The organism is Erythrobacter westpacificensis (assembly GCF_039542285.1).
Taxonomy (GTDB): Bacteria; Pseudomonadota; Alphaproteobacteria; order Sphingomonadales; family Sphingomonadaceae; genus Alteraurantiacibacter; species Alteraurantiacibacter westpacificensis.
The window spans coordinates 153,401-179,472 of the sequence record NZ_BAABHV010000017.1; the positions used below are offsets into that span (position 1 = coordinate 153,401).

Genomic DNA, 26,072 nt, shown 5'->3' on the forward strand with positions numbered 1-26,072 from the left:
TTGCTGCTTTGCCTTCCGCCGCGCCTGTCGCTAGAGCCGGGGCATGGAGAGCGGGTCTTTCTTCCGAATTCTGGCAGCGGGTGCTGCGTGCCTTTCCCTCGCCGCTTGCGACGTGGCGGAGGAAGATCGTCCGGTAACGGCGCGCGATTTCCCGCGCCCCTATCGCCCAGTGTCCGATACCGGATCGAACGCCTTCTCCACCGAGCAGATACGCGACGACCGGCAGGAAGCGCAGACGGTGATGGACCAGGCCGACATCACGCGCGGCATGACCGTGGCCGATATCGGCGCGGGCGAAGGTTACTACACCGTGCGCCTTGCTGCCCGGGTAGGCCCCGATGGCCGCGTGCTCGCGCAGGATATCGATGCCGATGCGTTGCGCCGCCTCGGCAGCCGCGTGGAGCGCGAGAGGCTGGACAATGTTTCCATCGCGCTTGGCGAACCGGACGATCCCAAGCTGCCGGATGACAGTTTCGACCGGATTTTCATGGTCCACATGTACCACGAGATTTCCGAACCCTATGCGCTGTTGTGGCGCATGCGCCCGTCGCTGCGGGAAGGCGGGCAGGTGATCGTGGTGGATACCGACAGGCCGGCAGACCAGCACGGCATCAATCCACAACTACTGTTTTGCGAATTCGAACGCGTCGGCTATCGGCTCGTTCAATATGTGCGCAAGCCTCAGATTGCAGGCTATTACGCGCAGTTCGAAGTGGTGGGCGAGAGGCCCGATCCACGCGATATCGAGCCTTGCTTGCAGCCGGGCGACACCAACACCGAGTTCTCCCTGACGGACGAGGACACTTCTGGGGACAATGATGAGTTTCAAGGGTCTTAAGCCGATTTCCTATGGCGGCCGTGAAGTCTGGCCGCTGATCGAAGGCGGCAAGGGCGTTTCCGCCACCAACCACGCCAGTTCCGGCGCATGGGCCGCAGCCGGCGGCATCGGCACGGTAAGCGCGGTGAATGCCGACAGTTACGACAGTGACGGCAATCCCATCCCGCAGGTCTACCCGCAGGCGACCCGCACCGAACGTTTCGAGCAGCTTGTCCGCTACGCCATCGACGGGGCGACCGAGCAGGTGAAGCGCGCGCACGAAATCGCTGGCGGCAACGGCGCGATCAACATCAACGTGCTGTGGGAAATGGGCGGCGCGCAGCGCGTGCTGGAAGGCGTGCTGGAGAACTGCAAGGGCCTCGTCACGGGCGTCACCTGCGGCGCCGGCATGCCCTACAAGCTGGCCGAGATCGCCCAGCACTACAACGTCTGTTACCTGCCCATCATCAGCTCTGCCCGCGCTTTCCGCGCGCTGTGGAAGCGCAGCTATTCCAAGGTGCCCGACCTGATGGCAGCAGTCGTCTACGAAGACCCTTGGCTGGCGGGCGGGCACAACGGCCTTTCCAACGCCGAAGACCCGCGCGAGCCGCAGGACCCCTATCCCCGCGTTGCCGCGCTTCGCGAGACGATGCGCAAGGAAGGCGTTTCCGAGGAAACGGCAATCGTGATGGCAGGCGGCGTCTGGTATCTGCGCGAGTGGAACGACTGGATCGACAATCCGGAACTCGGCAAGATCGCCTTCCAGTTCGGCACGCGCCCGCTGCTGACGAAGGAAAGCCCCATTCCCAACGTGTGGAAGGAAATGCTCCGCACGGTGGAGCCGGGCGACGTGCTGCTGCACAAGTTCTCGCCCACCGGCTTCTACTCCAGCGCGGTGAAGACGCCTTTCCTTTATGACCTGATGCATCGTTCCGAGCGGCAAATCCCGATCTTCAAGCGCGATCAGGAAGAGGGCACCATCCCGCTGATGGACCACGGCAAGGCAAAGTATTTCTACGTCCATCCCGGAGATCAGCGCAAGGCGCAGGCGTGGATGCACGAGGGCTTTACCGAAGCTCTCAAGACGCCGGACGATACCGTGGTCTTCGTGACGCCCGAAAGCGCCGACCAGATCCGTACGGACCAGGCGAACTGCATGGGCTGCCTGTCGCACTGCCAGTTCTCCAGCTGGAAGGATCACGACACGCATACCACCGGCCGTCTCGCCGATCCGCGCAGCTTCTGCATCCAGAAGACCCTGCAGGATATCGCCCACGGCGGCGATCCGGACGAGAATCTCGCCTTCGCCGGGCACGCGGCCTATCGCTTCAAGACCGACCCGTTCTATTCGAACAACTACACCCCGACGGTGAAGGAACTGGTCGAACGCATCCTGACGGGCGACTGACGCTGACGGACGCGCGCGAAGAGCCACCGCCCCTGCGCAATACCTTGCGCGAGGGGCTGGCCATTCCGCGCGTCCTGCTGAACCCGTTCCGGCTTCCTAAGGCTGGCAGGGAGTTCGGGCGGGGCAGGGCGGTGATTGTCATTCCCGGCCTTGCCACGGGCGATGTTTCCACCACCTTGCTGCGGCGCACTTTAAAGGCGCGGGGCTTCAAGCCAGAGGGCTGGCGGCGAGGGCTGAACACCGGAGCCGATCCGGCAAAGCTGAAAGCACTCGAGGCGCGGCTCGAGGAACTGCACCGCCTGACCGGCGAGAAGGTTATCCTGGTCGGATGGAGCCTGGGCGGACTATACGCGCGGGTGCTGGCACATCGCGCGCCGGAGTATGTCGGCATGGTGGTGACAGTCGCCAGCCCGTTCTCGGGCGATCGCCATGCCAACGTCGCCTGGAAGCTTTACGAGGCGATCAACGATCACACGGTCGACAATCCGCCTTTCGCCGAACAGGTTTCCGCCAAGCCGCCTGTGCCGACATTGGCCGTATGGTCCGCTTGCGATGGGATCGTTTCCCCCCATTGCTCTCGTGGGCGGGACGAGGAGGCGGACGAGACCCTGCGGATCGACGCGCAGCATTTCGCGCTGGGAACGTCGGCTGCGGCAATCGAGAAGATACTGGCGAAGATGGCGGAAATGGACGCCGCGTAGCGTCAGTTCCAGAGCTGGAATTTCTTGAGCGCCTCGCCCAGGGCATCGTCACCGTCGGGCCGGGAGACGACGCGCTCCACCAGCTTCCAGTTCCGCCTAACGGCAGACCTGCGCCACAGGTCCGACACCCAGACGGTCCCTTTCCATTCGTGCTCGCCGATCGATGCTTCGATCTCCATCTGGCACGCGAACAGGCCGACGGGGCCGTGGCGGCGCACGTAGATGTCGCCGAAGCGGTAGGAATGGCAGCGCAGGCGCGTGGTCGCTGCTTCCAGCCAGCTCGCACGGTCCAGCAGGGTGGCTTTCGTGCCCCCTAGCAGGAACACGAAATCACGCGCGGCCACTTCCTTCATCAGCTTGCGGTCTCCGCGCATCCACGCACGCATCCACTGATGTTCAAGTGTTTCGAGGCGTGCGGCAAAGGTATCCATGTCCCTTGCGCACCTAGCCGAACGGCGGCGGCACGCAAGGGAGGATCACCCGGTCAGTCGAATTGCCAGCTACGCTCGCCGTGGCTCGTCTGGTCGAGGCCCTGGACTTCCTCTTCCTCTGTCACGCGCATCGGGATGAACAAGGATACGCCGATAGCGATTACTGCCGTCACCATTGCAGAGAACAGGGCGACAATCGCGATGCCGAGGGCCTGCACGCCGACCATGCCGGCCATGGTCATGCCCTCTGCATAGCCGGTGCCACCAAGCTCCTGCGACAGGAATATGCCCAGCAGCAGGCTGCCGAGCATCCCGCCCACGCCGTGAACCGCGAACACATCGAGCGAATCGTCGATGGCCAGTTTGGTCTTCACGAGCTGGATTGCATAATAGCAGACTAGTGCAGCAAGGATGCCAAACAGGATTGCCGCACCCGGCGAGATGAAACCCGCAGCGGGTGTTACCGTGGCAAGCCCGGCAATCGCGCCGGTGGCGAAGCCGACCGTGGTCGCCTTGCCGAAAGCGATCTTTTCCACCAGCACCCAAACCAGCGCAGCGGTCGCCGCGGCGACATGGGTGTTGATGATGGCCATGGAGGCATCGTCCGTGGCGGTGAGCGCGCTGCCGCCGTTGAAACCGAACCAGCCGACCCAGAGCAGCATCGCGCCCAGCATCGTCATGCCCGGAGCGTGGGGGAGCAGGGTGGGGCCGGGAAACCCCTGTCGCTTGCCCAGCAGCAGAGCCACGACCAGAGCCGAAGCGCCCGCCGTGGTGTGCACGACCAGGCCCCCTGCAAAATCGAGCACGCCAAGGTCGCTCATCCAACCGCCGCCCCAGATCCAGTGGGTGACGGGAGCATAGACCAGCAGGCCCCAGATGGCGGTGAAACCGATGACCCAGCCGAAGCGCGCGCGGTCTACCCACGCGCCCACCATCAGGGCGGGGGTAATGGCGGCGAAAGTCATCTGGAATGCTGCGAAAGTGCTTTCGGGAAGGGTAATGCCACTGCGCACGTTATCGAGGTTGATCAGCATCCACTTGCCGCCATCGCCAATCCAGCCGCCAGTCGTGTTGCCGAACGCGAGGGTATAGCCAACGACGATCCAGAGCACCGATGCGAGGCCCGCCACCGCGCCGACCTGAAGCAGCACGGAGAGGAAGTTCTTCGCCCGCACCAGTCCGCCGTAGAACAGGCCAAGGCCGGGCAGCGTCATCAGCAGCACCAGGGCCGTCGCCGTCAGTATCCACGCGGTATCGCCTGTTTCGTTCTGGGCGATAGTGGTGAGTTCCTGCGCACGCACCGTCTGCGGCAGGGCGGCCATCACCGCCGCGGCGGCCAATTTACGAAGCATAGATATTCCCCCACGAACCCGTTCTGAAGCGGGATTACGTTCCGGGCGACTGTTAGGACAGAATATTCCAATTGGGCAAGGCTGCTGTTGCATGTTGCGGGCTCTCGCCGCGGACGGCTAAATCCGGTCATATGCCAAGCCGTCTCCGACTCGCAGCCTGTCTCGTCGTTCTGTTCGCCGCTCCTGCAGCAGCGCAGGATGTGGAGCTTCCGTACTGGGCCAGCATCGATACCCCCGAAGCGAACATGCGCGTCGGCGCCGGAGAGCAGTTCCCGATCCAGTGGGTCTACAAGAGAGAAGGGCTGCCGGTTAAGGTCGTGCGCCTGATGCAGGGCTGGCGCTATGTCGAGGAACCCGATGGTACGACCGGGTGGATTTCCGCCAGTCTACTGAGCCGCCAGCGAACAGCCATCGTGGTGGGGGAGGGTCTGGCCGCGATGCGCGAGGAGCCATCGGCTGAATCGGACTTGCGCTGGAACCTGGAGCCGGGCGTCGTCGGAGACCTGGGCGAATGCGAAGCTGGCTGGTGCGAACTGGACGTGGAGCGCCACGTGGGCTGGGTCGAGGAAAGCCGCCTGTGGGGTGCGGGCGAGCCCTGATCGTCCTCGCCCAATGAAAAAGGGCGGCCCCGCAGGACCGCCCTTTCCGGTTTTCTTGAAGACCGGGTTATCAGCCTTCGTAGCTGTAGTTCATGGTTTCGCCATCGCTGCCGGTGATATCCATCGTGCCGTCTTCGGCGCCGGGCTGGATGTTCCAGCAATCTTCGCCGTCGCCGCCTTCGGCGGTCAGGCAGGTGCCGCGGATGTTGTCTTCCCAGGTGCCCGATTCCACCTGCTCGCCGCCCTGCATCACGGTGTACGTGCCATCGGCGTTGAGAGCGACGGAAACCTCGGTGCCGTCTTCGGTGGTGGAGGTGTAGGTGCCGGCACTGGTGCTGGGGATCACTTCTGCTGCCGCTTCGTCGAGGCTCGCATCTTCGGCCGGTTCGTCGGCGCTACCGCCGCAGGCGGCGAGACTGGCGAGGGCGGCAACTGCGATAAGCTTCTTCATTCTTGTTTCCCTGTAACTCTTGGTATGAAATTCATCCCTCGCAACGGGCGAGGGGGCATTTGGGTCCGGTTTCGTCTCCGACGTCTCAGGCCGGGATTTCGTCGACGTGGTCCGCAAGCGTGCCGTCGACCGGCATCACCGTGGAGACATCGCCTGCCTCGGAGGTGGTTTCCATGCTGCCGTCTTCCTGCTTCGGGCCGTCGGTAAAGCAGCTTTCCTCGTCCTCGCCTTCGACGAGGAAGCAGGTCATGCCGTCCTTCATGAAGATCACGCCGCCAGTGGCATCGCCGCCTTCGGCAACGCGCGAGAATGTCATGCCGGGATGGATCTCGATGAAGTCGATCTCGCCGCCGCTGCGGGTCACCTGGTAGGTTCCGGGGGCGACAGCCTCGAAGCCGGGCGCATCGCCTTCCAGCATGTCGCTTGCATCGGTCGTGGCGGTTTCCGTCTCGGCTGCGTCGTCTGCCGCGGGTTCTTCACCGGCACCGTTGCAGGCGGCAAGCGCAAGCGCGGCGCTGATGGCAATAAGTTTCTTCATGATAAGGCTCCTCTTTCCTCCGTTTGTTGACATTGTCCCACGGAATTCGAGGCTTGCCAAGGGCGGACCTTGCAGCCCGCCCCGACAATTTGGCTATCAGGCGATCTCTACGGCGACCGCCGTCGCTTCGCCGCCGCCGATGCAGAGCGAGGCGATACCGCGCTTCTTGCCCTGTTTCTTGAGGGCGTTGAGCAGGGTGACGATGATGCGTGTGCCGCTGGCACCGATGGGATGGCCCAGGGCCGTGCCGCCGCCGTTCACGTTGATCTTGTCGTGATCGATGCCGATGTCGCGCATGGCGAACATGGCGACGCAGGCGAAGGCTTCGTTCACTTCCCACAGGTCGACATCGTCCACGCTCCAGCCGGTCTGTTCGAGCAGCTTCTGGATCGCACCGACAGGCGCGATGGTGAACTCCTCGGGAGCCTGGGCATGGGCGGTGAGGCCATGAATGGTCGCAACCGGAGTCAGGCCCTTGGCCTCGGCCACGCTCTTGCGCGTCAGCACGACTGCGGCGGCGCCATCGGAGATCGAGGAAGAGGTGGCAGCGGTGATGGTGCCGTCCTTGGCGAAGGCCGGTCGCAGAGTCGGGATCTTGTCCGGACGGCCCTTCGAGGGTGCTTCGTCGGTATCGATGGTCACCTCGCCCTTGCGGGTCTTGATCGTGACGGGGACGACCTCGTCGGCAAACGCGCCGCTTTCGATCGCCTTGTTCGCGCGGTCCAGCGAGGCGATGGAGTACTCGTCCATTTCCTCGCGCGTCAGCTGGTACTTGTCAGCCATGTCCTGCGCGAAGGTGCCCATCGCGCGGCCTTCCTCGTAGGCATCTTCGAGGCCGTCGAGGAACATGTGATCGTAGGCCGTATCATGGCCGAGGCGCGCGCCGCTGCGGTGCTTCTTCAGGAGGTACGGAGCATTGGTCATGCTCTCCATGCCGCCTGACACGATCACGTCGACCGTGCCTGTGGCAAGAGCTTCTGCGCCCATGATCACGGTCTGCATGCCGCTGCCGCACACCTTGTTCACCGTGGTGGCCTGCGCGGAAAGCGGCAGGCCGGACTTCACCGCGACCTGGCGGGCAGGGGCCTGGCCGAGACCGGCGGGAAGCACGCAGCCCATGTAGACGCGGTCCACGTCCTCACCTGAAACGCCGGAGCGATCCATCGCCGCCTTGACCGCAGTCGCGCCCAGATCGGTGGCCGAGGCATCGGACAGCGCGCCCTGCATCGAACCCATCGGGGTGCGGGCATAGGAGAGAATGACGATGGGATCGGATTCGTTGAAGGTGGCCATGAGTTGTTTGCCTCTGGTAATCTGAGATTGGGGGGTTAGGGCTTTTCCAGTGTTTAGGAGGCGATTGCTACAAGCGCAAGATTGTGCGCCGCAGCATGTTGCCGATGTCGGATCCGTCGACGTGATCCTGACTTTCCCCTCGTTCCCGCTCGCTGCCTTGCAGAGAAACCCACGGATTAGCGGGCCATAGGGCGTTCGACTGCCTTGCATCACGGCCATCCATTGCCTAGACGCGCCCACGAAACCCCGCAGCAACCCCCGAGTCTGTCTTGGTCGATCTCAGCCAGTATTTCCCCATCCTGCTTTTCCTCGCCATCGCGGCGGGGCTTTCGGCAGCCTTCGTGTTTCTCCCCATGGGCGTCTCGCGCCTTACGGGCGCACACAAGCCGCAGGCCGAGAAGTTGACCGAGTACGAATGCGGCTTCCCCGCGTTCGAGGATCCGCGCAGCCAGTTCGACGTGAAGTTCTATCTCGTCGCGATCAGCTTCCTGCTGTTCGATCTGGAAGCATCGTTCCTGTTCCCCTGGGCCGTCAGCCTCGATCACACGGGCTGGGCGGGCTGGATCGGAATGATGATGTTCCTCGGCATCCTTGCCATCGGGCTCGCCTATGAATGGAAGAAGGGAGCTCTGGACTGGCAATGAGCACTCGCGACGAACCTGCACTCTATCCGCCGTATCAGGATACGGTGGCCGATTCCGCCAATCCGGCGCTGCACGACTTGCCCACCGCGAAGGGCGGCGATGTGAAGCAGCCCGATGCGGAATACTTCAACGCGCTGCAGACCGAGGTGAACGACAAGGGCTTCCTCGTCACCAGCACCGAGGAGCTGTTCCAGTGGGCCCGCACCGGCTCGCTGTGGTGGATGACCTTCGGCCTCGCCTGCTGCGCGGTTGAGATGATCCACGTCAATATGCCGCGCTACGACATGGAGCGTTTCGGCGTCGCCCCGCGCGCCAGCCCGCGCCAGTCTGACGTGATGATCGTGGCCGGCACGCTGTGCAACAAGATGGCGCCCGCGCTGCGCCGGGTTTACGACCAGATGTCGGAGCCGAAGTACGTAATCTCGATGGGTAGCTGCGCCAACGGCGGCGGCTACTATCACTACAGCTATTCCGTGGTTCGCGGCTGCGACCGTATTGTGCCCGTCGACATCTACATCCCCGGCTGCCCTCCGACTGCCGAGGCGCTGCTCTATGGCGTGATGCAATTGCAGCGGAAGATCCGCCGCATCGGCACGATCGAGCGTTGAGGGAGGCGAGCTGATGGCAAAAGTCCTGCATACCGCCCCGCGCTACGCCACCAACGAAGGTGTGCGCGACACCCTGTGCGCCGCGCTCGGCTCCATGGTGGTCGAAAGCATCGAGGAATTCGGCGAAATCGTGATCACGGTGAAGCGCGAGAGCATCGAGGATGCCCTGCGCCTGCTGCGTGACGAACACGCCTACCAGCAGCTGATGGAAATCGCCGGAGCCGATTATCCGAGCCGCCCGGAGCGGTTCGAAGTCGTCTACATGCTGCTCAGCCTCACCAAGAATCACCGCGTGATGGTGAAGGTGTCGACCGACGAAGCAACGCCGGTGCCCACGGTTACAACGCTGTGGCCGGTGGCCGGATGGCTGGAGCGCGAAGTGTTCGACATGTACGGCGTCATGTTCGACGGCAACACGGACCTGCGCCGCATCCTGACGGACTACGGCTTCGAAGGGCATCCCTTCCGCAAGGACTTCCCACTGACGGGCTACACCGAACTGCGCTACTCCGAGGAGGAGAAGCGCGTGGTGTACGAACCTGTCGAACTGGCGCAGGATTTCCGCAGCTTCGACTTCACTTCACCTTGGGAAGGCGCGGACTACGTGCTGCCGGGTGACGAGAAGGCGGATGTGCCGCCGGTCGACGATCCGAAGGTGACGGAAAAGCCCAGCGATACAGGGGCCGGTGCCAAGGCCGACGAAAAGGCCGAGGAAAAGGTGAGCGCGGGCGCTCCTGCCGAAGAAGACACCGACATCGACACCGAGGCTCCCGAAACCACCGAGGACCAGCCCGACCGCAAGGCGAGCCAGGGTGACGTGCACGACACCAAGGGCGCGACCAAGCCGGAGGACAAGGAATGAGCGGTCTCACATACGAGCAATCGCCGACCACCGAAGGCGAGGAAATCTCGAACTACACCATCAACTTCGGTCCGCAGCACCCTGCCGCGCACGGCGTGCTGCGCATGGTGATGGAACTGGACGGCGAGATCATCGAGCGGATCGATCCGCACGTCGGCCTGCTGCACCGCGGCACCGAGAAGCTGATCGAGTACAAAACCTACCTGCAGGCGCTGCCGTATTTCGACCGTCTCGATTACTGCTCCCCGCTGGCGCAGGAATATTCCTACGTCCTCGCCATCGAGAAGCTTCTGAATGTGGAGGTGCCCGAGCGCGCACAGTACCTGCGCGTGCTGTTCGCGGAGCTGACCCGCATCTGCAACCACATGCTCAACATCGGCGCGCACGTGATGGACGTTGGCGCGATGACGCCGAACCTGTGGGTGTTCGAACTGCGTGAGGATTGCCTCAACTTCTTCGAGCGTGCTTCCGGCGCGCGGATGCACTCAGCATGGTTCCGCCCCGGCGGCGTGCACCAGGATGTGCCGCTGAAGCTGTTGACCGATATCGGCGACTGGGTAGACGGCCGTCTGCCCGAACTGTTCGGCGATGCGATGAGCCTCGTCACCGACAACCGCATCTTCAAGCAGCGCAATGTCGATATCGCCGTGGTCAGCAAGGAAGACGCGGTGAAGTGGGGATTCTCTGGCCCGATGATCCGCGCTGCCGGTATCCCGTGGGACCTGCGCAAGTCGCAGCCCTACGACGTGTATGACCGGATGGATTTCGAAATTCCCGTCGGCACGAACTCGGACTGCTACGACCGCTTCATGGTGCGCGTGAAGGAAGTCTACGAGAGCGCGAAGATTATCAAGCAGTGCCTGGCGGAAATGCCCGAAGGCCCCATCGCTTCCGAAGACCGCAAGGTCTCCCCGCCCAAGCGCGCCGAGATGAAGCAGTCGATGGAAGCGCTGATCCACCACTTCAAGCTCTATACCGAAGGCTTCCATGTCCCGGCAGGTGAAGTCTACGTCGCGACGGAAAGCCCGAAGGGCGAGTTCGGCGTGTACCTGGTCAGTGACGGGTCGAACAAACCCTACCGCTGCAAGATCCGCCCGACCGCTTTCTCGCACCTGCAGGCGATGGACTTCATGTCCAAGGGCCACATGCTGCCGGATGCTACCGCCATCCTGGGCGCGATCGACGTTGTGTTCGGGGAGTGTGACCGGTGATCTGGCGCGAACTCTTCATCTTCGTCGCAGCTTTCGCGGCGTTCGCTTCGGCTGTTGCCGCGTATCTCGCTGCGTTTCACGGCGAAGCGAGCCTGAAGGAAGTGCTTTCCACCGCCTTTGCCGCGGTGATCGGCCTCTATGCAGGCCGTTATCTGGAACGGAGGCTGGCGCATGGCCGCTCGTAAGATCGCTGCCGATACCCCCGAACTGCGCGCGCAGTGGGGTGATTGGACTTTCACGGAAGCAAACCGTGAGAAGGCCGACTGGCACATCAGGAAATATCCCGAAGGCCGCCAGAAGAGCGCGGTGATGCCGCTGCTCGACCTGGCGCAGCGCCAGGTGGGCGAGGAAACGCAGACGCAAGGGTGGCTGCCGCTGCCGGTGATGGAATACATTGCCGACTACCTCGACATGCCGGTGATCCGCGTGCTGGAAGTGGCAACCTTCTACACGATGTATAACCTTGAACCCGTGGGCAAATTCCACGTACAGGTCTGCGGCACGACGCCATGCATGTTGCGCGGGTCGGATGACCTGATCGAGGCTTGCAAGAAGCGCGGTATGAAGGCGGGGCACGTTTCGGACGATGGCCTGTGGTCCTTCACCGAGGTGGAGTGCATGGGCAACTGCGCCACCGCGCCGATGGTGCAGATCAACGACGACAACTACGAAGACCTGACCGCCGAACGGCTCGACAAGGTTCTCGACGCACTGCCCGGGGGCGAGCAGCCCAAGACCGGCACGCAGGAGCCGGGCCGCCACACCAGCGAGCCTGCCAGTGGTCCGACGACGCTGAAGGAAATGGTCGACGCCAACCACGATTACCGGAGCAAGTGGTGATCGAGCAGATCATCCCCATCCTGATCGCGATCGTGCTGATCGCGATTGCATGGAAGGTGCTGAAGGGCATCGTGAAAACCGTCGCGCTGGTGGTGATCCTGGCGGCTGTGGCGGTGTGGGTCTTTGGCGGAGGGCTGGCGGCGTGACCGACAAGCTCGTTCTGCGCCAGATCTCCCGCGTGGGGCTTGCTGCCGGAAGCCTCGGCTTCATCGTGGGCGGCGTCCTGATATGGCTCGGCATGGATACGCTGGGCGATGGTTTGATGATTTTCGGCGGAGTGGCCTTGCTGGTCTTCGCCTTGTTGCTGGCGAAAACGCCGACAGGAGACAAAGATGCTGGCTGACAAGGATCGCATCTTCACCAACGTCTACGGCTTCCAGGATTGGGGCCTGAAGGCCGCGCAGAAGCGTGGTGACTGGGACAATACGAAAGACCTGATCGCCAAGGGGCAGGACTCGATCATCGACGAGATCAAGGCCTCGGGCCTGCGCGGTCGCGGCGGTGCGGGCTTCCCCACCGGCATGAAGTGGTCGTTCATGCCCAAGGAGAGCAAGGATGGTCGCCCGTCCTTCCTCGTCATCAACGCCGACGAATCCGAACCGGGTTCGTGCAAGGACCGCGAGATCATCCGTCACGATCCGCACAAGCTGATCGAAGGCGCGCTGGTCGCCGGCTTCGCCATGCGGGCGAGGGCGGCCTACATCTACATTCGCGGCGAGTATATCCGCGAGGCCGAAACACTCCAGGCTGCGATCGACGAGGCCTACGACGCAGGGCTGATCGGCAAGAACGCCAGCGGCTCAGGCTACGATTTCGACGTGTTCATGCACCGCGGTGCGGGCGCCTACATCTGCGGTGAGGAAACCGCGATGATCGAAAGCCTTGAGGGCAAGAAGGGTCAGCCCCGTCTGAAGCCGCCGTTCCCGGCAGGCGCGGGCCTCTACGGTTGCCCGACCACGGTGAACAACGTGGAGTCGATCGCAGTGGTGCCCACCATCCTGCGGCGCGGCGGCGAATGGTTCGCCAGCTTCGGGCGCGAGAACAACAGGGGCACCAAGCTCTTCCAGATCAGCGGCCACGTGAACAATCCGTGCGTCGTCGAAGAAGCAATGAGCATCACCTTCGAGGAGCTGATCGACAAACACTGCGGCGGCATTCGCGGCGGGTGGGACAACCTGCTGGCGGTGATCCCCGGCGGTTCGTCGGTCCCGCTGGTGCCGGGCGAGCAGATCCGCAATGCGCACATGGATTTCGACGGGCTGAAGGAACTGGGCTCCGGCCTCGGCACGGCGGGCGTGATCGTGATGGACAAGTCCACCGACATCGTGCGCGCAATCAGCCGCATTTCGTACTTCTACAAGCACGAGTCCTGCGGCCAGTGCACCCCCTGCCGCGAGGGCACGGGCTGGATGTGGCGCGTGATGGAACGTCTGCGCGTGGGCGAAAGCACGCCCGCCGAGATCGACATGCTCTACGAAGTCACCAAGCAGGTGGAAGGTCACACGATCTGCGCGCTGGGCGACGCCGCCGCGTGGCCGATCCAGGGCTTGCTGCGCCACTTCCGCCCCGAACTTGAACGCCGCATCGCCGAGCGTGAAAATGCCATGCCAGAGGCTGCTGAATAATGCCGACAGTCAAAGTAGACGGACAGGAAATCGAGGTTCCGGACGGCGCGACCGTCCTCCAGGCTTGTGAACTCGCAGGCAAGGAAATCCCGCGTTTCTGCTATCACGAACGCCTGAGCATCGCGGGCAATTGCCGCATGTGCCTGGTGGAAGTGAAGCCGGGGCCGCCCAAGCCGCAGGCGAGCTGTGCGCTGCCCGCCACCGAAGGCCAGGAAATCCGCACCGACAGCGAGATGGTGAAGACCGCGCGCGAAGGCGTGATGGAATTCCTGCTCATCAATCACCCGCTCGACTGCCCGATCTGCGACCAGGGAGGCGAATGCGACCTGCAGGACCAGGCGATGGCCTATGGTCGTGGCGCCACGCGCTATCACGAGAACAAGCGCGCGGTGACCGAGAAGTACATGGGCCCGCTGATCAAGACGATCATGACCCGCTGCATCCACTGCACACGCTGCGTGCGCTTCTCCGAGGAAATCGCCGGGGTGGACGAAATCGGCGCGCTCTATCGCGGCGAGGACATGCAGATCACCACCTATCTCGAGCAGGCCGCGAAGCACGAGCTGTCCGCGAACGTAATCGACCTGTGCCCGGTCGGCGCGCTCACCAGCGGACCCTATGCCTACGAAAGCCGCCCGTGGGAGCTGAAGAAGACGCTGGGCATCGACGTGTCCGACGCGGTCGGCTCCAACATCCGTATCGACAGCCGCGGACGCGAAGTGCTGCGCGTGCTGCCGCGCATCAATGATGACGTGAACGAGGAGTGGATCTCCGACAAGGCCCGCTACCAGGTAGACGGGCTTGTCCGCCGCCGCCTCGACAAGGTTTTCATCCGCAAGCGCGGCAAGCTGGAAGCAGCATCCTGGGAAGATGCTTTCAAGAAGATTGCCGCCGCCAAACCGGGGAAGAGCATTGCCGCCATTGCTGGCGATCTCGTGGATTGCGAAACCATGTTCGCGGCCAAGGCGCTGCTGAAGGCAAGCGGTTCCAAGCTGATGGAAAGCCGTCAGACCGGCATGGACTACGACGTGTCCAACCTTGCCGCTGTCAACTTCAACAGCACCTTTGCCGGAATCGAAGAGTCGCAAGCCGTGCTGATCGTGGGCAGCCACGTGCGTTGGGAAGCCCCGCTGATCAACGTGCGCCTGCGCAAGGCCGTGAAGCGCGGCGCGAAGGTGTTCGTGGTCGGCCCCGAATGGGACACCACCTATCCGGCCGAGTTCCTCGGCGACGACGCCAGCGTGCTGTCCAACCTGCCGCAGCACGTTCGCGATGCTTTCGACGGCAAGGACAACACGGCCGTCATCCTCGGCGCCGGCGGTTTTGCAGCCGGTGCGCACGGAGCGGCGATGGCTGCTGCCAGCTCGCTGGGCGCGACCTTCAACGCTCTCCACACCGCAGCGGCCCGCATGGGCGCGCTGATGCTGGGCTTTGCCAGCGAGGGCGGCATTGCCGATCTCGTGTCAGCCAAGCCCAAGGTGGTGCTGGCGCTGGGCGCGGACGAAGTGGACTGGAGCCAGTTCGATGGCTCGCTGAAGGTCTATATCGGCCACCACGGTGACAAGGGCGCGCATGCGGCCGACATCATCCTGCCCGCCTCCGCCTATACCGAAAAAGCCGGGACCTACGTGAACACCGAAGGCCGTGTGCAGATGTCCGACAAGGCTATTTTCGCTCCGGGCGACGCGCGCGAGGACTGGACAATCCTGCGCGCGCTGGCCGATGCGCTGGGCCTCTCGGTCGGGTTCGACAGTTTCGACGAGCTTCGCGCTGTCATGGCTTCCGAAGTACCGGCACTGGGCGTGGAAGGTCTGGCTGACTATGGCATGATGCCCGCTTCCAGCGATGGCTCCAGCGCCAGCGGCGCGATCGGCTACCCGATAAAGGATTTCTACCTCACCAACCCCATCGCCCGCGCCAGCGTGGTGATGCAACGCTGTTCGGACGAACTGCTCCACGGTGACGAGATCAAGGAGGCTGCGGAATGACCGACTTCTTCATCTCGCTGGGCATGGACGCAGGCTGGGCGTTCTTCGTCGCAACGCTTGCGGGCATCCTGCTGATCGCGCTGCCGCTGATGCTTGCCGTTGCCATGGTGATCTATGTGGACCGCAAGGTCTGGGCAGCGATCAACCTGCGCCGCGGTCCCAACGTGGTCGGCCCGTTCGGGCTGCTGCAATCCTTTGCCGATGGCCTGAAGGTCTTCCTGCAGGAAACGATCATTCCTTCGGCATCGAACAAGGGCATCTTCATCCTTGCGCCGATCATCACCTTCACCGTGGCGCTGCTCGCCTGGGCGGTGATCCCGTTCGATGCGGGCGTGGTACTGGCGGATATCAACGTCGGCCTGCTCTACATCCTCGCGATCTCGTCGCTGTCTGTTTACGGCGTGACAATGGCGGGCTGGGCGTCGAACTCGAAGTATCCGTTCTTCTCCGCCATGCGCGCCGCTGCGCAGATGATTTCCTATGAAGTCTCGATCGGCTTCATTCTCGTCTGCGTGGTGCTCTACGCCGGCACGTTCAACCTGACCGGGATCGTGGAGGCACAGCGCGGACACGGTCTCGGCATCGTCAACGGCTACTGGTTCAACATCCTGCTTTTCCCGATGTGGGTGATGTTCTTCATCTCGGCCCTCGCGGAAACGCAGCGTGTGCCGTTCGACCTGACCGAAGCGGAAAGCGAGCTTGTGGCCGGTTACCAGACCGAATACAGCTCGATGGCCTTCGCGCTGTTCTGGCTGGGCGAATATGCCAACATCCTGCTGATGTGCGCGCTGAACACGCTGCTGTTCTTCGGTGGATGGCTGCCGCCGGTGGACTGGGCACCGCTGTACTGGGTGCCGGGCTTCATCTGGTTCCTGCTGAAAACGTTCTTCTTCTTCTTCATGTTCAGCTGGGTGATGGCGACCGTACCGCGCTACCGCTACGACCAGCTGATGCGGCTTGGCTGGAAGGTCTTCCTGCCGCTCAGCCTGCTGTTCGTTTTCCTGATTTCCGGTTGGCTGATGCTGACCCGTTATGGAGGTGCCGCATGAGCGTCGCCCATCTGATAAAGTCGTTCACCCTGTGGGAATTCGTGAAGGCGCACGCCCTCACGCTGAAGTACTTCTTCAAGCCCAAGGTGACGATCAACTATCCGTTCGAGAAGAACGCGCTTTCGCCGCGTTTCCGTGGTGAGCACGCGCTGCGCCGCTATCCCAATGGCGAGGAACGCTGCATCGCCTGCAAGCTGTGCGAGGCCGTCTGCCCCGCGCAGGCGATTACCATCGAGAGCGAACCGCGTAGCGACGGCAGCCGCCGCACCACGCGTTACGATATCGACATGACCAAGTGCATTTACTGCGGCTTCTGCCAGGAAGCCTGCCCGGTCGATGCCGTGGTGGAGGGGCCGAACTTCGAATACGCGACCGAAACGCGCGAGGAACTGCTCTACGACAAGGCAAAACTGCTGGCGAACGGGGACAAGTGGGAGCGGGCGATTGCCGCGAACCTTGAAGCCGATGCGCCGTACCGTTAAGCGCGCCGCAAGACTCGCCAAGAGCTAAAACCCAGGGGCTGACTTTGACCGTCTTCGCTTTCTACCTTTTTGCCGCATTGATGATCGCCTCCGCGGCGTTCACCATCTTTGCGCGCAACCCGGTGCACTCGGTGCTCTGGCTCATCCTCGCCTTCTTCAATGCGGCGGGCCTGATGGTGATCGTGGGGGCTGAATTCCTCGCGATGCTGCTGGTCGTGGTCTACGTCGGCGCGGTGGCGGTGCTGTTCCTGTTCGTCGTCATGATGCTCAACATCGACTTTGCCGAAATGCGCGCGGGCTTCATGAAGAACGCGCCGTTGGGTGTGGCCGTCGCGGTCATCCTGCTGGCCGAACTGGTGCTGGGCGTGGGCGCCTATCGCGCCGGTGCGCTTGACCTCGGCACGCCCGATGGCAGCGCCGCGCCGCTGGTGGGCGAAAGCAACATCGAGAGCATCGGCGCGCTTCTGTACGGGCAGTACCTGTTCCTGTTCGAAGTGGCGGGCATCATCCTGCTGGTCGCCATGATCGGCGCCATCGTGCTGACCCACCGTGGCAACACCAATCCGCGCGGCATGCAGGACATCGACAAGCAAAATCGCCGTCGTCCGGAAGAGGCGACGCGCAACGTGAAGCCGGAAATCGGCCAGGGGGTCGAACTATGATCGGTATCGAGCACTACGTCGTCGTGAGTTCGATCATCTTCGTGATCGGCGTGCTGGGGATCTTCCTCAACCGCAAGAACATCATCATCATCCTGATGGCGATCGAACTGATCCTGCTGTCGGTGAACCTGAACCTCGTGGCCTTCAGCGCCTATCTGGGCGACCTGACGGGCCAGATCTTCGCCATGTTCGTGCTGACCGTGGCCGCCGCCGAGGCCGCCATCGGCCTCGCGATTCTCGTTATCTATTTCCGTAACCGCGGCACCATCGCGGTGGACGACGTCAACCGGATGAAGGGATAGACCTTGAACTCGATCCTGATCATCGTATTCGCGCCGCTGCTGGCTGCGATCGTCGCCGGGCTTGGTGGCAAGTGGATTGGCCACACCGCGGCCAAGATCGTTACCACGGCCGGCCTGTTCCTTGCTTGCGCGCTGAGCTGGCCGATCTTCCTGTCGTTCATTGCCGGCAGTGCCGAGGCGACCGTGACCCCGGTGATGACCTGGGTCCATTCGGGCGCCATGACGTTCGACTGGGCGCTGCGCGTCGACACGCTGACGGCGGTGATGCTGGTGGTGATCACCACCGTGTCCGCGCTCGTCCACCTCTACAGCTGGGGCTACATGGACGAGGACCCGGACCAGAGCCGGTTCTTCGCCTACCTCTCGCTGTTCACCTTCGCCATGCTGATGCTGGTGACGGCGAACAACCTGGTGCAGATGTTCTTCGGTTGGGAAGGCGTGGGCCTCGCCAGCTACCTGCTGATCGGTTTCTGGTACAAGAAGCCCTCCGCCAACGCCGCCGCGATCAAGGCGTTCGTGGTGAACCGCGTGGGCGACCTCGGCTTCATGCTGGGTATCTTCGGCACCTTCCTGGTGTTTCAGACCACCAGCATCCCCGAAATCCTAGATTCCGCGCCTGCGATGGCGGGCAGCACGATCACTTTCATGGGCGCGCGATGGGATACGATGACGATCCTATGCCTGCTGCTGTTCGTCGGCGCGATGGGCAAGTCTGCCCAGCTTGGCCTGCACACCTGGCTGCCGGACGCGATGGAAGGCCCGACTCCGGTCTCCGCGCTGATCCACGCCGCCACCATGGTGACGGCAGGTGTGTTCATGGTCTGCCGCCTGTCGCCGATGTTCGAGGCCGCGCCAGTGGCGCTCGCCGTGGTGACGACGGTAGGGGCCGCAACCTGCCTGTTCGCCGCCACCATCGGCACCACGCAGTGGGACATCAAGCGAGTCATCGCCTATTCCACCTGCTCGCAGCTGGGATACATGTTCTTCGCAGCGGGCGTCGGCGCATACGGCGCGGCCATGTTCCACCTGTTCACGCACGCCTTCTTCAAGGCGCTGCTGTTCCTCGGCGCAGGCTCGGTCATCCACGCGATGCACCATGAGCAGGACATGCGTTATTACGGCGGCCTGCGTAAGCACATCCCGCTCACCTTCTGGGCGATGATGTTCGGCACGCTGGCGATCACGGGCGTCGGCATCTATCACCTCGGGGCGGGCTTTGCCGGCTTCTGGTCGAAGGATGCCATTCTCGAAGTGTCCTATGCCGCAGGCGGCAACGGCACCGGGGCGTTCTGGGTCGGCGTGTTCGCCGCGCTGCTCACCAGCTTCTACTCCTGGCGCCTCATGTTCCTCACCTTCTGGGGCAAGCCGCGCTGGATCGAGAGCGAGCATATCCGGCACGCCGTCCACCACGGCCATGACGAGCCGGACGAGCACAATCCTGCGGCGCAGGAAGATGCTGGCCACGACGTGACCCATGCCGTCCCCGATCCGGCGCATGGCGACGGCACCGGCGGCTATCACCCGCACGAAAGCCCGTGGACGATGCTCGTGCCGCTGGGCGTGCTTTCGCTGGGTGCGATCTTTGCAGGCCAGTTCTTTGCCGGGTCGTTCCTCGACAGTGCCGAGTTCTGGGATGGCTCCATCGCCTACAACGCCGAGTTGATGCACGCGATGCACGAGGTCCCTTACTGGGTGAAATACTCCGCACTTGTCGTGATGTTGCTCGGCCTTTTCGGAGCCTGGCTCGCTTACATCCGCCGCACGGACCTCCCGCGTCAGACGACAGAGCAGCTCGGCCCGATCTACAACTTCGTCTTCAACAAGTGGTACTTCGACGAGCTTTACAACCTCATCTTCGTGAAACCCGCCTTCTGGCTCGGCCGCATCTTCTGGAAGAAGGGCGACGAGGGCACGATTGACCGGTTTGGCCCCAACGGCGTTGCCTGGGTTGTCGAACGCGGCAGCGTTTTCGCGAAGAACGTACAGTCCGGTTATCTTACGAGTTACGCCCTGATCATGCTGCTAGGCCTTGTCGCCGCAATCACGTGGGTGCTGTTCTGATGGGCGGCTTTCCTATCCTTTCCGTCATGCTCGCGGTCCCGCTGGTCGGTGCCATCGCCTGCCTGTTCCTCGAGGCGAAGCCTGCGCGCATGGTCGCGCTGGCGGCGACGCTCATCAACCTTGCCCTGGGCGTGTTGCTTTGGGCGAATTACGACATCGGCGGCGCGCAGTGGCAGTTCACCGAATACAACGAGCTGTTTGACGGCTTCGCCTATGCCCTCGGCATCGATGGCATCGCGCTTATGCTGATCATGCTCAGCGTGTTCCTGATGCCGATCTGCATTGGCGCAAGCTGGGAAGCCATTACCAAACGGGTGGGCGAGTACATGTCCGCCTTCCTGCTGATGGAAGTGCTGATGATCGGCGTGTTTGCCGCACAGGACATCTTCCTGTTCTACATCTTCTTCGAAGCTGGCCTCATCCCAATGTACCTGATCATCGGCGTGTGGGGCGGCCAGAACCGCATTTACGCCGCCTACAAGTTCTTCCTCTACACGCTTTTGGGTTCAGTGCTGATGCTGATCGCCATGCTGTGGATGGTGAACGAGGCGGGCACGACCTACATCCCGACTTTGATGGAATACGACTTCCCCGCGGAAGCGCAGACCTGGCTTTGGCTCGCCTTCTTCGCCAGCTTCGCGGTGAAGATGCCTATGTGGCCCGTCCACACCTGGTTGCCCGATGCCCACGTACAGGCACCCACCGCAGGCTCGGTGATCCTGGCAGGCGTGCTGCTCAAGCTGGGCGGCTACGGCTTCATCCGCTTCAGCCTGCCGATGTTCCCCGATGCGAGTGCCGATTTCGGTTGGCTGGTATGGGGTCTGTCGATGGTCGCCGTGGTCGTCACCAGCCTGATCGCCCTGGTGCAGGCCGACATGAAGAAGCTGATCGCCTATTCCTCGGTCGCGCACATGGCTATCGTCACGGTCGGCCTGTTCGCGTTCAACGTGCAGGGCCTTGAAGGCGCGATGATGGTGATGCTGGGCCACGGCCTCGTCTCTGGCGCGCTGTTTCTGTGCGTCGGCATCATCTACGATCGCCTGCATACCCGCGAGATTTCGCGTTACGGCGGCCTCAGTATCAACATGCCTGCCTACGCGGTGCTGTTCATGCTCTTCACGATGGCGGCCGTTGGACTGCCCGGCACCAGCAACTTCGTGGGCGAATTCCTCGCGCTGGCCGGTATCTACCAGGCCAACAGTTGGGTGGCCTTTGTCTGCACGACCGGCATCATTCTCGGTGCTGCCTACATGCTCTACCTCTACCGTCGCATCTGCTTCGGCGAACAGAAGAACGCCGATGCCGCGGCGCTGCCTGACCTGACTGTTCGTGAATACCTGCTGCTCGGCCCGATTGCGGCCGCAGTACTGTGGATGGGCGTTTATCCGGAAAGTTTCCTTGCTCCCATGCGTGCCGATATCGAAGTGCTCGATGCCCGACTTGCTGCCGCTGCGCCACAGGGCGATGCGAACCTGGCCATGGGTGAGGGCGTGCCTGCCGAACAAGGGCATTCCGAAGGGGGGGCGCACTGATGGACTACGCAGTTTCCCTCTCGCTTATCGCGCCTGAGATCATTCTCGGTGTGTCCGGCTTGCTCCTGCTGCTCGTTGCCGCCTGGGGTGGTGACAAGGGCGCGCGTGTCATTTCGATCGCCGCCACCATTGCGCTGGGCGGTGCCTTCGCTCTCGTCGCACCCGCAGTCTGCGGCGGATGGTCGGGCCCTGACACGCTCGCTTTCGGCGGACAGTTCCGTGCCGATGCCTTTGGAGGTCTGGCCAAGCTGATGATCTTCGCATCCGCCGGCGCGGCCCTCGTCGTTGCCCCGCGTTTCTTCGAATGGTCGGGAGCGATGCGGGCGGAGTTCCCCATCCTGGTGCTGTTCGCCACGCTCGGCATGAGCATCATGGTTTCGGCGGCCGACCTCGTCACGCTTTACATCGGTCTCGAACTGAACTCGCTGGCTGCCTACGTTCTCGCCGCGATCCTGCGTGATGACGAGCGCAGCGCGGAAGCCGGCCTCAAGTACTTCGTGCTGGGCGCCCTTGCTTCGGGCATCCTGCTGTTCGGCATGAGCCTGACATATGGCTTTGCGGGCACGACGAACTTCGGCGGCATCGCCGTGGCCGTTTCCGATGGCCTGTCGACCGGCCAGCTGTTCGGCCTCACCTTCGTGCTCGCGGGCCTCGCCTTCAAGATCAGCGCTGCGCCGTTCCATATGTGGACACCCGACGTTTATGAAGGCGCTCCCACGCCCGTGACGATGTTCTTCGCCAGTGCGCCCAAGGTCGCCGCAATTGCCCTTCTGGCGCGCGTCTCCCTGGAGGCGTTTGGCAGCCAGTCGCTCGCCTGGCAGCAGATCGTGATCTTCGCCGCGCTGCTGTCCATCGTGATCGGCGCGCTGGGGGCAATCGGCCAGCAGAACGTCAAGCGTCTGCTTGCCTATTCCAGCATCAACAACGTCGGCTTCATCCTGATCGGCCTCGCCACAGGTACGCTGGCCGGTGCCAGCGCCATGATGGTCTACCTCGCGATCTACGTCGTGATGACGGTCGGCAGCTTCGTTGCCGTGCTGCTGATGCGCGATGCCGAGGGTAATCCGGTCGAAGGCATTTCCGACCTTGCCGGCCTCTCAACCACGCGTCCGGCCCTGGCATGGGCGCTGATGGCGCTGATGTTCAGCCTCGCAGGTATTCCGCCGCTGTTCGGTTTCTGGGGCAAGTTCGTGGTGTTCCAGGCTGCGGTTCAGGCAGACCTGATCGTGCTGGCTGCGATCGGCATCGCCGCTTCGGTGATCGGTGCTTTCTACTATATCAAGATCGTCAAGGTGATGTTCTTCGATGAGCCTGCCGGCACGGTAACGGGCAAGGGCGATACCCCGCACTGGGCGCTGCTGCTGATCTGCGGTGTGCTGGTTTCGCCGCTGGGCTACCTGCTGACGGGCTGGTTGGGCGGCCTGGCAGACATGGCAGCGGCCTCGCTCGCCGTCGCGTTCTGATGTGTCACCGCAGATAGACTACGTTCCCGAAACCGGCAGTACCAATGCTGATTTACTCGCGCGCCTGTTGGTGAACGAGCTGGTGCCGGAAGGCTACTGGCTCGTGGCCGACCGGCAGACCGCGGGGCGTGGGCGGCAGGGACGCAGCTGGATCGACGCCCCCGGCAATTTCATGGGCTCCACCGTGGTTCGCCTTCACGACCGCGATCCGTCGCCCGGCACGCTCAGCTTCGTGGCGGCGCTGGCGGTGTACGAAACGGTTCTGCCGTTACTCGCCACCCCTTCGGCGCTCATGCTCAAGTGGCCGAACGATGTGCTGCTCGAGGGAGCAAAGTTCTGCGGTCTCCTGCTCGAGTGCGAACGGGGCCATGCTGTCATCGGAATTGGCGTGAACCTGGCAGCAGCGCCGCAAATCACCGACAGGAAAGTAAGGTCGCTCTCGGATATCGGGCCTGCACCCGCCCGCGATGCGTTTGCAAGCGCACTCGCCGCGCAGTTTGCCACCGAACTACAACGCTGGCGCGAATTCGGGGCAGGGCCGATCACCAACCGCTGGAAGGCCGCTGCGCACAAGCCCGGCACGCCTCTCTCCGTCCATGACGGGGGCGGAACCGCGCTTTCCGGAACCTACGATGGCCTGACGGACGATGGGGCGCTACGCTTGCGCCTGCCCGATGGCACCACACATACTGTCCACGCAGGCGATGTAACGCTGGAGGAACGCTGATGCTGCTCGCAGTCGATGTCGGCAATACGAATGTCGTTTTCGCCCTGTTCGAGGGCAAGGACATTCGCGCGCGCTGGCGCATCGCTACCGACGGTCGCCGTACGGGTGACGAATACGCTACCTGGCTGCTGCAACTCCTCAACATAGAGGGTGTCGAACGAAGCCAGGTGACGAACATCATCTTCGGCTCCGTCGTTCCGCGGGCCGATCACAACCTGACCGTCTTGGCCACGAAATACTTCGGCATCGAACCGCTGATCGCCGGGCATGGCAAGGCGGCATGGAATTTCGAGATCGATGTCGAGCAGCCGCATACGCTGGGCGCGGACCGCGCGCTCAATTGCATAGCTGCGCACCAACTGGTCGGCGGGGACATGATCGTTGTCGACTTCGGCACGGCGACGAAGTTCGAGGCGGTGGATTTCAACGGCGCCTACAAGGGCGGCATCATCGCGCCCGGCATCAACCTCTCGCTGGATGCTCTGGTTGGGAAGACCGCCAAGCTTCCGCGCATCGCCATCGCCGCGCCCAAGACGGGCAGCGTCATTGGCCGCAATACCGAAGACCAGATGCTGATTGGGGTCTTTTGGGGGTATGTGGCCATGATGGAAGGGCTGATAGAGCGCATGAAAACCGAAATCGGCCGTCCGGTAAAAGTGGTGGCGACCGGTGGCCTTGCCATCCTGTTCGACCAGAAAACCGACATATTCGACGTCATCGACGCCGACCTTACCATTCGCGGCCTGCAGATCCTGGCCGAGCGCGCTGGAGCGACATGAAGAAAGATTTTACCCCGCAAGACGAATTGCTGTTCCTGGCCCTGGGGGGATCGGGCGAGATTGGCATGAACGTCAATCTCTACGGCTGCCAGGGCAAGTGGCTGATGGTGGACCTTGGCATGAGCTTCGGCCAGGCCGAATATCCGGGCACCGAACTGATGTTCGCCGACCCCGAATTCATCGAGGAACGCGCGAAGGACCTGCTCGGCATCGTGCTTACCCATGCGCACGAGGACCACATCGGTGCGATCCCGTACTTCGCTGCCGATCTGGGGGTGCCCCTGTACGCCACGCCTTTCACAGCCGACCTGATCGTGCGCAAGCTGGACGAGGCGGGGCTGACCCGCGAAGTGGACTTGCGCGTGATCGAGGAAGACCACGGCGAATTCGAGCTTGGCCCGTTCTCCATCACCTATATCCCGCTCGCCCACTCGATTGCGGAGGGCAACGCCCTGCTGATCGACACACCTTATGGCCGGGTGTTCCACACCGGCGACTGGAAGCTCGACGACGACCCACAAATCGGCACCCCCGCGACCGAGGAGGAACTGACTGCCATCGGTGATCAGGGCGTGCTGGCGCTCGTCTGCGATTCGACAAACGTATTCAATCCTGTGCCGTCCGGCAGCGAGGGCGCGGTCTATGCGGGCCTGCTGGAAGAGGTGCAGAAGCATCGCGGAAAGCGGGTGCTGGTCACGACCTTCGCCTCCAACGTTGCGCGGCTGAAGACGCTGGGTTCCGTGGCGCAGCGCACGGGCAGGCAATTGTGCGTGGCGGGCCGCTCGCTCGACCGGATGATCGAAGTGGGCAGCGCCAACGGCTACCTCGACGATTTTCCCGATACCGTGGATTTCGACACCGCCATGGGCCTGCCGCGCGGCGAGGTGATGATCATCGCGACGGGCGGGCAGGGCGAACCGCGTGCAGCTCTCTCCCGAATCGCGGATGACAGCCATCCCATCGGGCTGGACGAAGGGGACGTGATCCTTTTCTCGAGCCGCGTCATCCCCGGCAACGAGATCGCGATCGGACGGGTTCAGAACCAGCTTGCCGAGCGCGGCATCGTGATGGTGACAGATCGCCAGAGCGAGATTCACGTATCCGGTCATCCCGGTCGCCCAGAACTGGAAGCACTCTATGGCTGGCTGCGCCCCGACGTGCTCGTCCCCGTGCACGGTGAGGTTCGTCACATGCAGGAGCAGGCACGTCTCGGGCGCGCTTCCGGCATTGCTCACAGCGTCTTCCAGAAGAACGGCGATATCGTGCGGCTTGCTCCGGGCTCGCCGGGCAAGATCGCCGAGGTTCGCACCGGCAGGCTGGTGCTGGACGGCGACATTATCGTGCCCGCCGATGGCGACGCCGTGACGATGCGCCGCCGCCTCTCGCGCGATGGCATCCTGATTGTCGTCCTCGATCAAACGGGCGGCGTGCACGTGGAAGGGATCGGATTACCGCTCGACGAGGACTACGAGGAGTTCGTCGAGGAGGCCGAAGCCGACGTTCTGGCGGGGATCAACAAGCTGAAGGGGCGCCGCCGGGAAGACCGGGAGGAAGTCCTCGAGGCTGCCCGTCTTGCTGCGCGCAGGGCGGCACAGCGCTGGTCGGGCAAGAAACCCCAGACGCGCGTTATCATAGCAGGCGAGTAAC

Annotated in this window: 29 protein-coding genes; 24 read left to right on the forward strand and 5 right to left on the reverse strand. The window is 63.1% G+C overall.

The genetic code is table 11. The features are described 5' to 3' along the window. Positions 1-43 precede the first annotated feature (43 nt). The 3 genes from ABFX23_RS11620 (at position 44) to ABFX23_RS11630 (ending at position 2,926) form a co-directional block, all read left to right on the forward strand. Entirely contained in the window at positions 44-838 is a 795-nt protein-coding gene (locus ABFX23_RS11620) for a class I SAM-dependent methyltransferase (RefSeq protein WP_346033213.1), read from the forward strand. Further along, the gene (locus ABFX23_RS11625; RefSeq protein WP_346033214.1) at positions 819-2,225 is read left to right on the forward strand and encodes an NAD(P)H-dependent flavin oxidoreductase; all 1,407 of its coding nucleotides are present in this window, start codon (positions 819-821) and stop codon (positions 2,223-2,225) included. Before ABFX23_RS11620 ends, ABFX23_RS11625 begins: the two co-directional genes overlap by 20 nt. Positions 2,226-2,356: 131 nt before the next feature. Then, on the forward strand, positions 2,357-2,926 hold the full coding sequence (locus tag ABFX23_RS11630; protein WP_346033215.1) for an alpha/beta fold hydrolase: 570 nt from the start codon (positions 2,357-2,359) through the stop codon (positions 2,924-2,926). Positions 2,927-2,928: 2 nt separating this feature from the next. Here the strand turns inward: ABFX23_RS11630 and ABFX23_RS11635 are convergent, their stop codons facing one another. Beyond that, positions 2,929-3,357, reverse strand: coding sequence for a nuclear transport factor 2 family protein (locus tag ABFX23_RS11635; RefSeq protein ID WP_346033216.1), 429 nt, complete (start codon positions 3,355-3,357; stop codon positions 2,929-2,931). Between the two features lie 53 nt (positions 3,358-3,410). Then, positions 3,411-4,709 (reverse strand): ammonium transporter, encoded by a 1,299-nt coding sequence (locus ABFX23_RS11640; RefSeq protein ID WP_346033217.1) that lies wholly within the window; start codon positions 4,707-4,709, stop codon positions 3,411-3,413. A gap of 131 nt (positions 4,710-4,840) precedes the next feature. On the opposite strand from ABFX23_RS11640, the gene ABFX23_RS11645 reads away from it, so the two are divergent. After that, positions 4,841-5,308, forward strand: coding sequence for an SH3 domain-containing protein (locus ABFX23_RS11645; RefSeq protein ID WP_346033218.1), 468 nt, complete (start codon positions 4,841-4,843; stop codon positions 5,306-5,308). Positions 5,309-5,378: 70 nt separating this feature from the next. Here the strand turns inward: ABFX23_RS11645 and ABFX23_RS11650 are convergent, their stop codons facing one another. From ABFX23_RS11650 to ABFX23_RS11660, 3 genes are all read right to left on the reverse strand, one after another. Then, the gene (locus ABFX23_RS11650; RefSeq protein ID WP_346033219.1) at positions 5,379-5,759 is read right to left on the reverse strand and encodes a hypothetical protein; all 381 of its coding nucleotides are present in this window, start codon (positions 5,757-5,759) and stop codon (positions 5,379-5,381) included. A gap of 85 nt (positions 5,760-5,844) precedes the next feature. Then, positions 5,845-6,297, reverse strand: coding sequence for a hypothetical protein (locus ABFX23_RS11655; protein WP_346033220.1), 453 nt, complete (start codon positions 6,295-6,297; stop codon positions 5,845-5,847). 96 nt (positions 6,298-6,393) lie between these two features. Beyond that, a complete protein-coding gene (locus ABFX23_RS11660) occupies positions 6,394-7,590 on the reverse strand; it encodes a thiolase family protein (protein ID WP_346033221.1) in 1,197 nt (398 codons plus the stop codon). Between the two features lie 269 nt (positions 7,591-7,859). Here ABFX23_RS11660 and ndhC point away from each other — a divergent pair, with 269 nt between their 5' ends. The 20 genes from ndhC (at position 7,860) to ABFX23_RS11760 (ending at position 26,071) form a co-directional block, all read left to right on the forward strand. Continuing rightward, positions 7,860-8,234, forward strand: a complete 375-nt coding sequence (ndhC, locus tag ABFX23_RS11665; RefSeq protein ID WP_120078672.1) for an NADH-quinone oxidoreductase subunit A — start codon at positions 7,860-7,862, stop codon at positions 8,232-8,234. Continuing rightward, on the forward strand, positions 8,231-8,842 hold the full coding sequence (locus tag ABFX23_RS11670; protein ID WP_428831663.1) for a NuoB/complex I 20 kDa subunit family protein: 612 nt from the start codon (positions 8,231-8,233) through the stop codon (positions 8,840-8,842). The genes ndhC and ABFX23_RS11670 overlap by 4 nt, the downstream gene beginning before the upstream one ends. A gap of 13 nt (positions 8,843-8,855) precedes the next feature. Continuing rightward, the gene (locus ABFX23_RS11675; RefSeq protein ID WP_346033222.1) at positions 8,856-9,704 is read left to right on the forward strand and encodes an NADH-quinone oxidoreductase subunit C; all 849 of its coding nucleotides are present in this window, start codon (positions 8,856-8,858) and stop codon (positions 9,702-9,704) included. Next, the gene (locus ABFX23_RS11680; protein WP_120078670.1) at positions 9,701-10,915 is read left to right on the forward strand and encodes an NADH-quinone oxidoreductase subunit D; all 1,215 of its coding nucleotides are present in this window, start codon (positions 9,701-9,703) and stop codon (positions 10,913-10,915) included. The genes ABFX23_RS11675 and ABFX23_RS11680 overlap by 4 nt, the downstream gene beginning before the upstream one ends. Continuing rightward, positions 10,912-11,100: a hypothetical protein gene (locus ABFX23_RS11685; protein ID WP_120078669.1), complete on the forward strand. Its 189-nt coding sequence runs from the start codon at positions 10,912-10,914 to the stop codon at positions 11,098-11,100. The genes ABFX23_RS11680 and ABFX23_RS11685 overlap by 4 nt, the downstream gene beginning before the upstream one ends. Next, a complete protein-coding gene (nuoE, locus tag ABFX23_RS11690) occupies positions 11,087-11,755 on the forward strand; it encodes an NADH-quinone oxidoreductase subunit NuoE (RefSeq protein ID WP_346033223.1) in 669 nt (222 codons plus the stop codon). Before ABFX23_RS11685 ends, nuoE begins: the two co-directional genes overlap by 14 nt. After that, positions 11,752-11,901: a hypothetical protein gene (locus ABFX23_RS11695; RefSeq protein ID WP_346033224.1), complete on the forward strand. Its 150-nt coding sequence runs from the start codon at positions 11,752-11,754 to the stop codon at positions 11,899-11,901. The genes nuoE and ABFX23_RS11695 overlap by 4 nt, the downstream gene beginning before the upstream one ends. Next, positions 11,898-12,098: a hypothetical protein gene (locus ABFX23_RS11700; protein ID WP_346033225.1), complete on the forward strand. Its 201-nt coding sequence runs from the start codon at positions 11,898-11,900 to the stop codon at positions 12,096-12,098. The genes ABFX23_RS11695 and ABFX23_RS11700 overlap by 4 nt, the downstream gene beginning before the upstream one ends. Then, a complete protein-coding gene (gene nuoF / locus ABFX23_RS11705) occupies positions 12,088-13,380 on the forward strand; it encodes an NADH-quinone oxidoreductase subunit NuoF (RefSeq protein ID WP_346033226.1) in 1,293 nt (430 codons plus the stop codon). The genes ABFX23_RS11700 and nuoF overlap by 11 nt, the downstream gene beginning before the upstream one ends. Further along, the gene (gene nuoG / locus ABFX23_RS11710) at positions 13,380-15,368 is read left to right on the forward strand and encodes an NADH-quinone oxidoreductase subunit NuoG (protein WP_346033227.1); all 1,989 of its coding nucleotides are present in this window, start codon (positions 13,380-13,382) and stop codon (positions 15,366-15,368) included. Before nuoF ends, nuoG begins: the two co-directional genes overlap by 1 nt. Continuing rightward, positions 15,365-16,417 (forward strand): NADH-quinone oxidoreductase subunit NuoH, encoded by a 1,053-nt coding sequence (gene nuoH, locus ABFX23_RS11715; RefSeq protein ID WP_346033228.1) that lies wholly within the window; start codon positions 15,365-15,367, stop codon positions 16,415-16,417. The genes nuoG and nuoH overlap by 4 nt, the downstream gene beginning before the upstream one ends. Then, positions 16,414-16,899, forward strand: a complete 486-nt coding sequence (gene nuoI, locus ABFX23_RS11720) for an NADH-quinone oxidoreductase subunit NuoI (protein WP_120078663.1) — start codon at positions 16,414-16,416, stop codon at positions 16,897-16,899. The genes nuoH and nuoI overlap by 4 nt, the downstream gene beginning before the upstream one ends. An 80-nt stretch (positions 16,900-16,979) precedes the next feature. Beyond that, a complete protein-coding gene (locus tag ABFX23_RS11725) occupies positions 16,980-17,561 on the forward strand; it encodes an NADH-quinone oxidoreductase subunit J (RefSeq protein ID WP_428831666.1) in 582 nt (193 codons plus the stop codon). After that, positions 17,558-17,863, forward strand: a complete 306-nt coding sequence (nuoK, locus tag ABFX23_RS11730; RefSeq protein ID WP_120078661.1) for an NADH-quinone oxidoreductase subunit NuoK — start codon at positions 17,558-17,560, stop codon at positions 17,861-17,863. The genes ABFX23_RS11725 and nuoK overlap by 4 nt, the downstream gene beginning before the upstream one ends. 3 nt (positions 17,864-17,866) lie before the next feature. Next, the gene (gene nuoL / locus ABFX23_RS11735) at positions 17,867-19,924 is read left to right on the forward strand and encodes an NADH-quinone oxidoreductase subunit L (RefSeq protein WP_346033230.1); all 2,058 of its coding nucleotides are present in this window, start codon (positions 17,867-17,869) and stop codon (positions 19,922-19,924) included. Beyond that, a complete protein-coding gene (locus ABFX23_RS11740; protein ID WP_346033231.1) occupies positions 19,924-21,456 on the forward strand; it encodes an NADH-quinone oxidoreductase subunit M in 1,533 nt (510 codons plus the stop codon). Before nuoL ends, ABFX23_RS11740 begins: the two co-directional genes overlap by 1 nt. Continuing rightward, positions 21,456-22,919 (forward strand): NADH-quinone oxidoreductase subunit NuoN, encoded by a 1,464-nt coding sequence (gene nuoN, locus ABFX23_RS11745; RefSeq protein ID WP_346033232.1) that lies wholly within the window; start codon positions 21,456-21,458, stop codon positions 22,917-22,919. The genes ABFX23_RS11740 and nuoN overlap by 1 nt, the downstream gene beginning before the upstream one ends. A gap of 1 nt (position 22,920) precedes the next feature. After that, on the forward strand, positions 22,921-23,646 hold the full coding sequence (locus ABFX23_RS11750; RefSeq protein ID WP_346033233.1) for a biotin--[acetyl-CoA-carboxylase] ligase: 726 nt from the start codon (positions 22,921-22,923) through the stop codon (positions 23,644-23,646). Continuing rightward, positions 23,646-24,425: a type III pantothenate kinase gene (locus tag ABFX23_RS11755; RefSeq protein WP_346033234.1), complete on the forward strand. Its 780-nt coding sequence runs from the start codon at positions 23,646-23,648 to the stop codon at positions 24,423-24,425. The genes ABFX23_RS11750 and ABFX23_RS11755 overlap by 1 nt, the downstream gene beginning before the upstream one ends. After that, positions 24,422-26,071 (forward strand): ribonuclease J, encoded by a 1,650-nt coding sequence (locus tag ABFX23_RS11760; RefSeq protein ID WP_346033235.1) that lies wholly within the window; start codon positions 24,422-24,424, stop codon positions 26,069-26,071. The genes ABFX23_RS11755 and ABFX23_RS11760 overlap by 4 nt, the downstream gene beginning before the upstream one ends. Position 26,072: the final 1 nt, after the last annotated feature.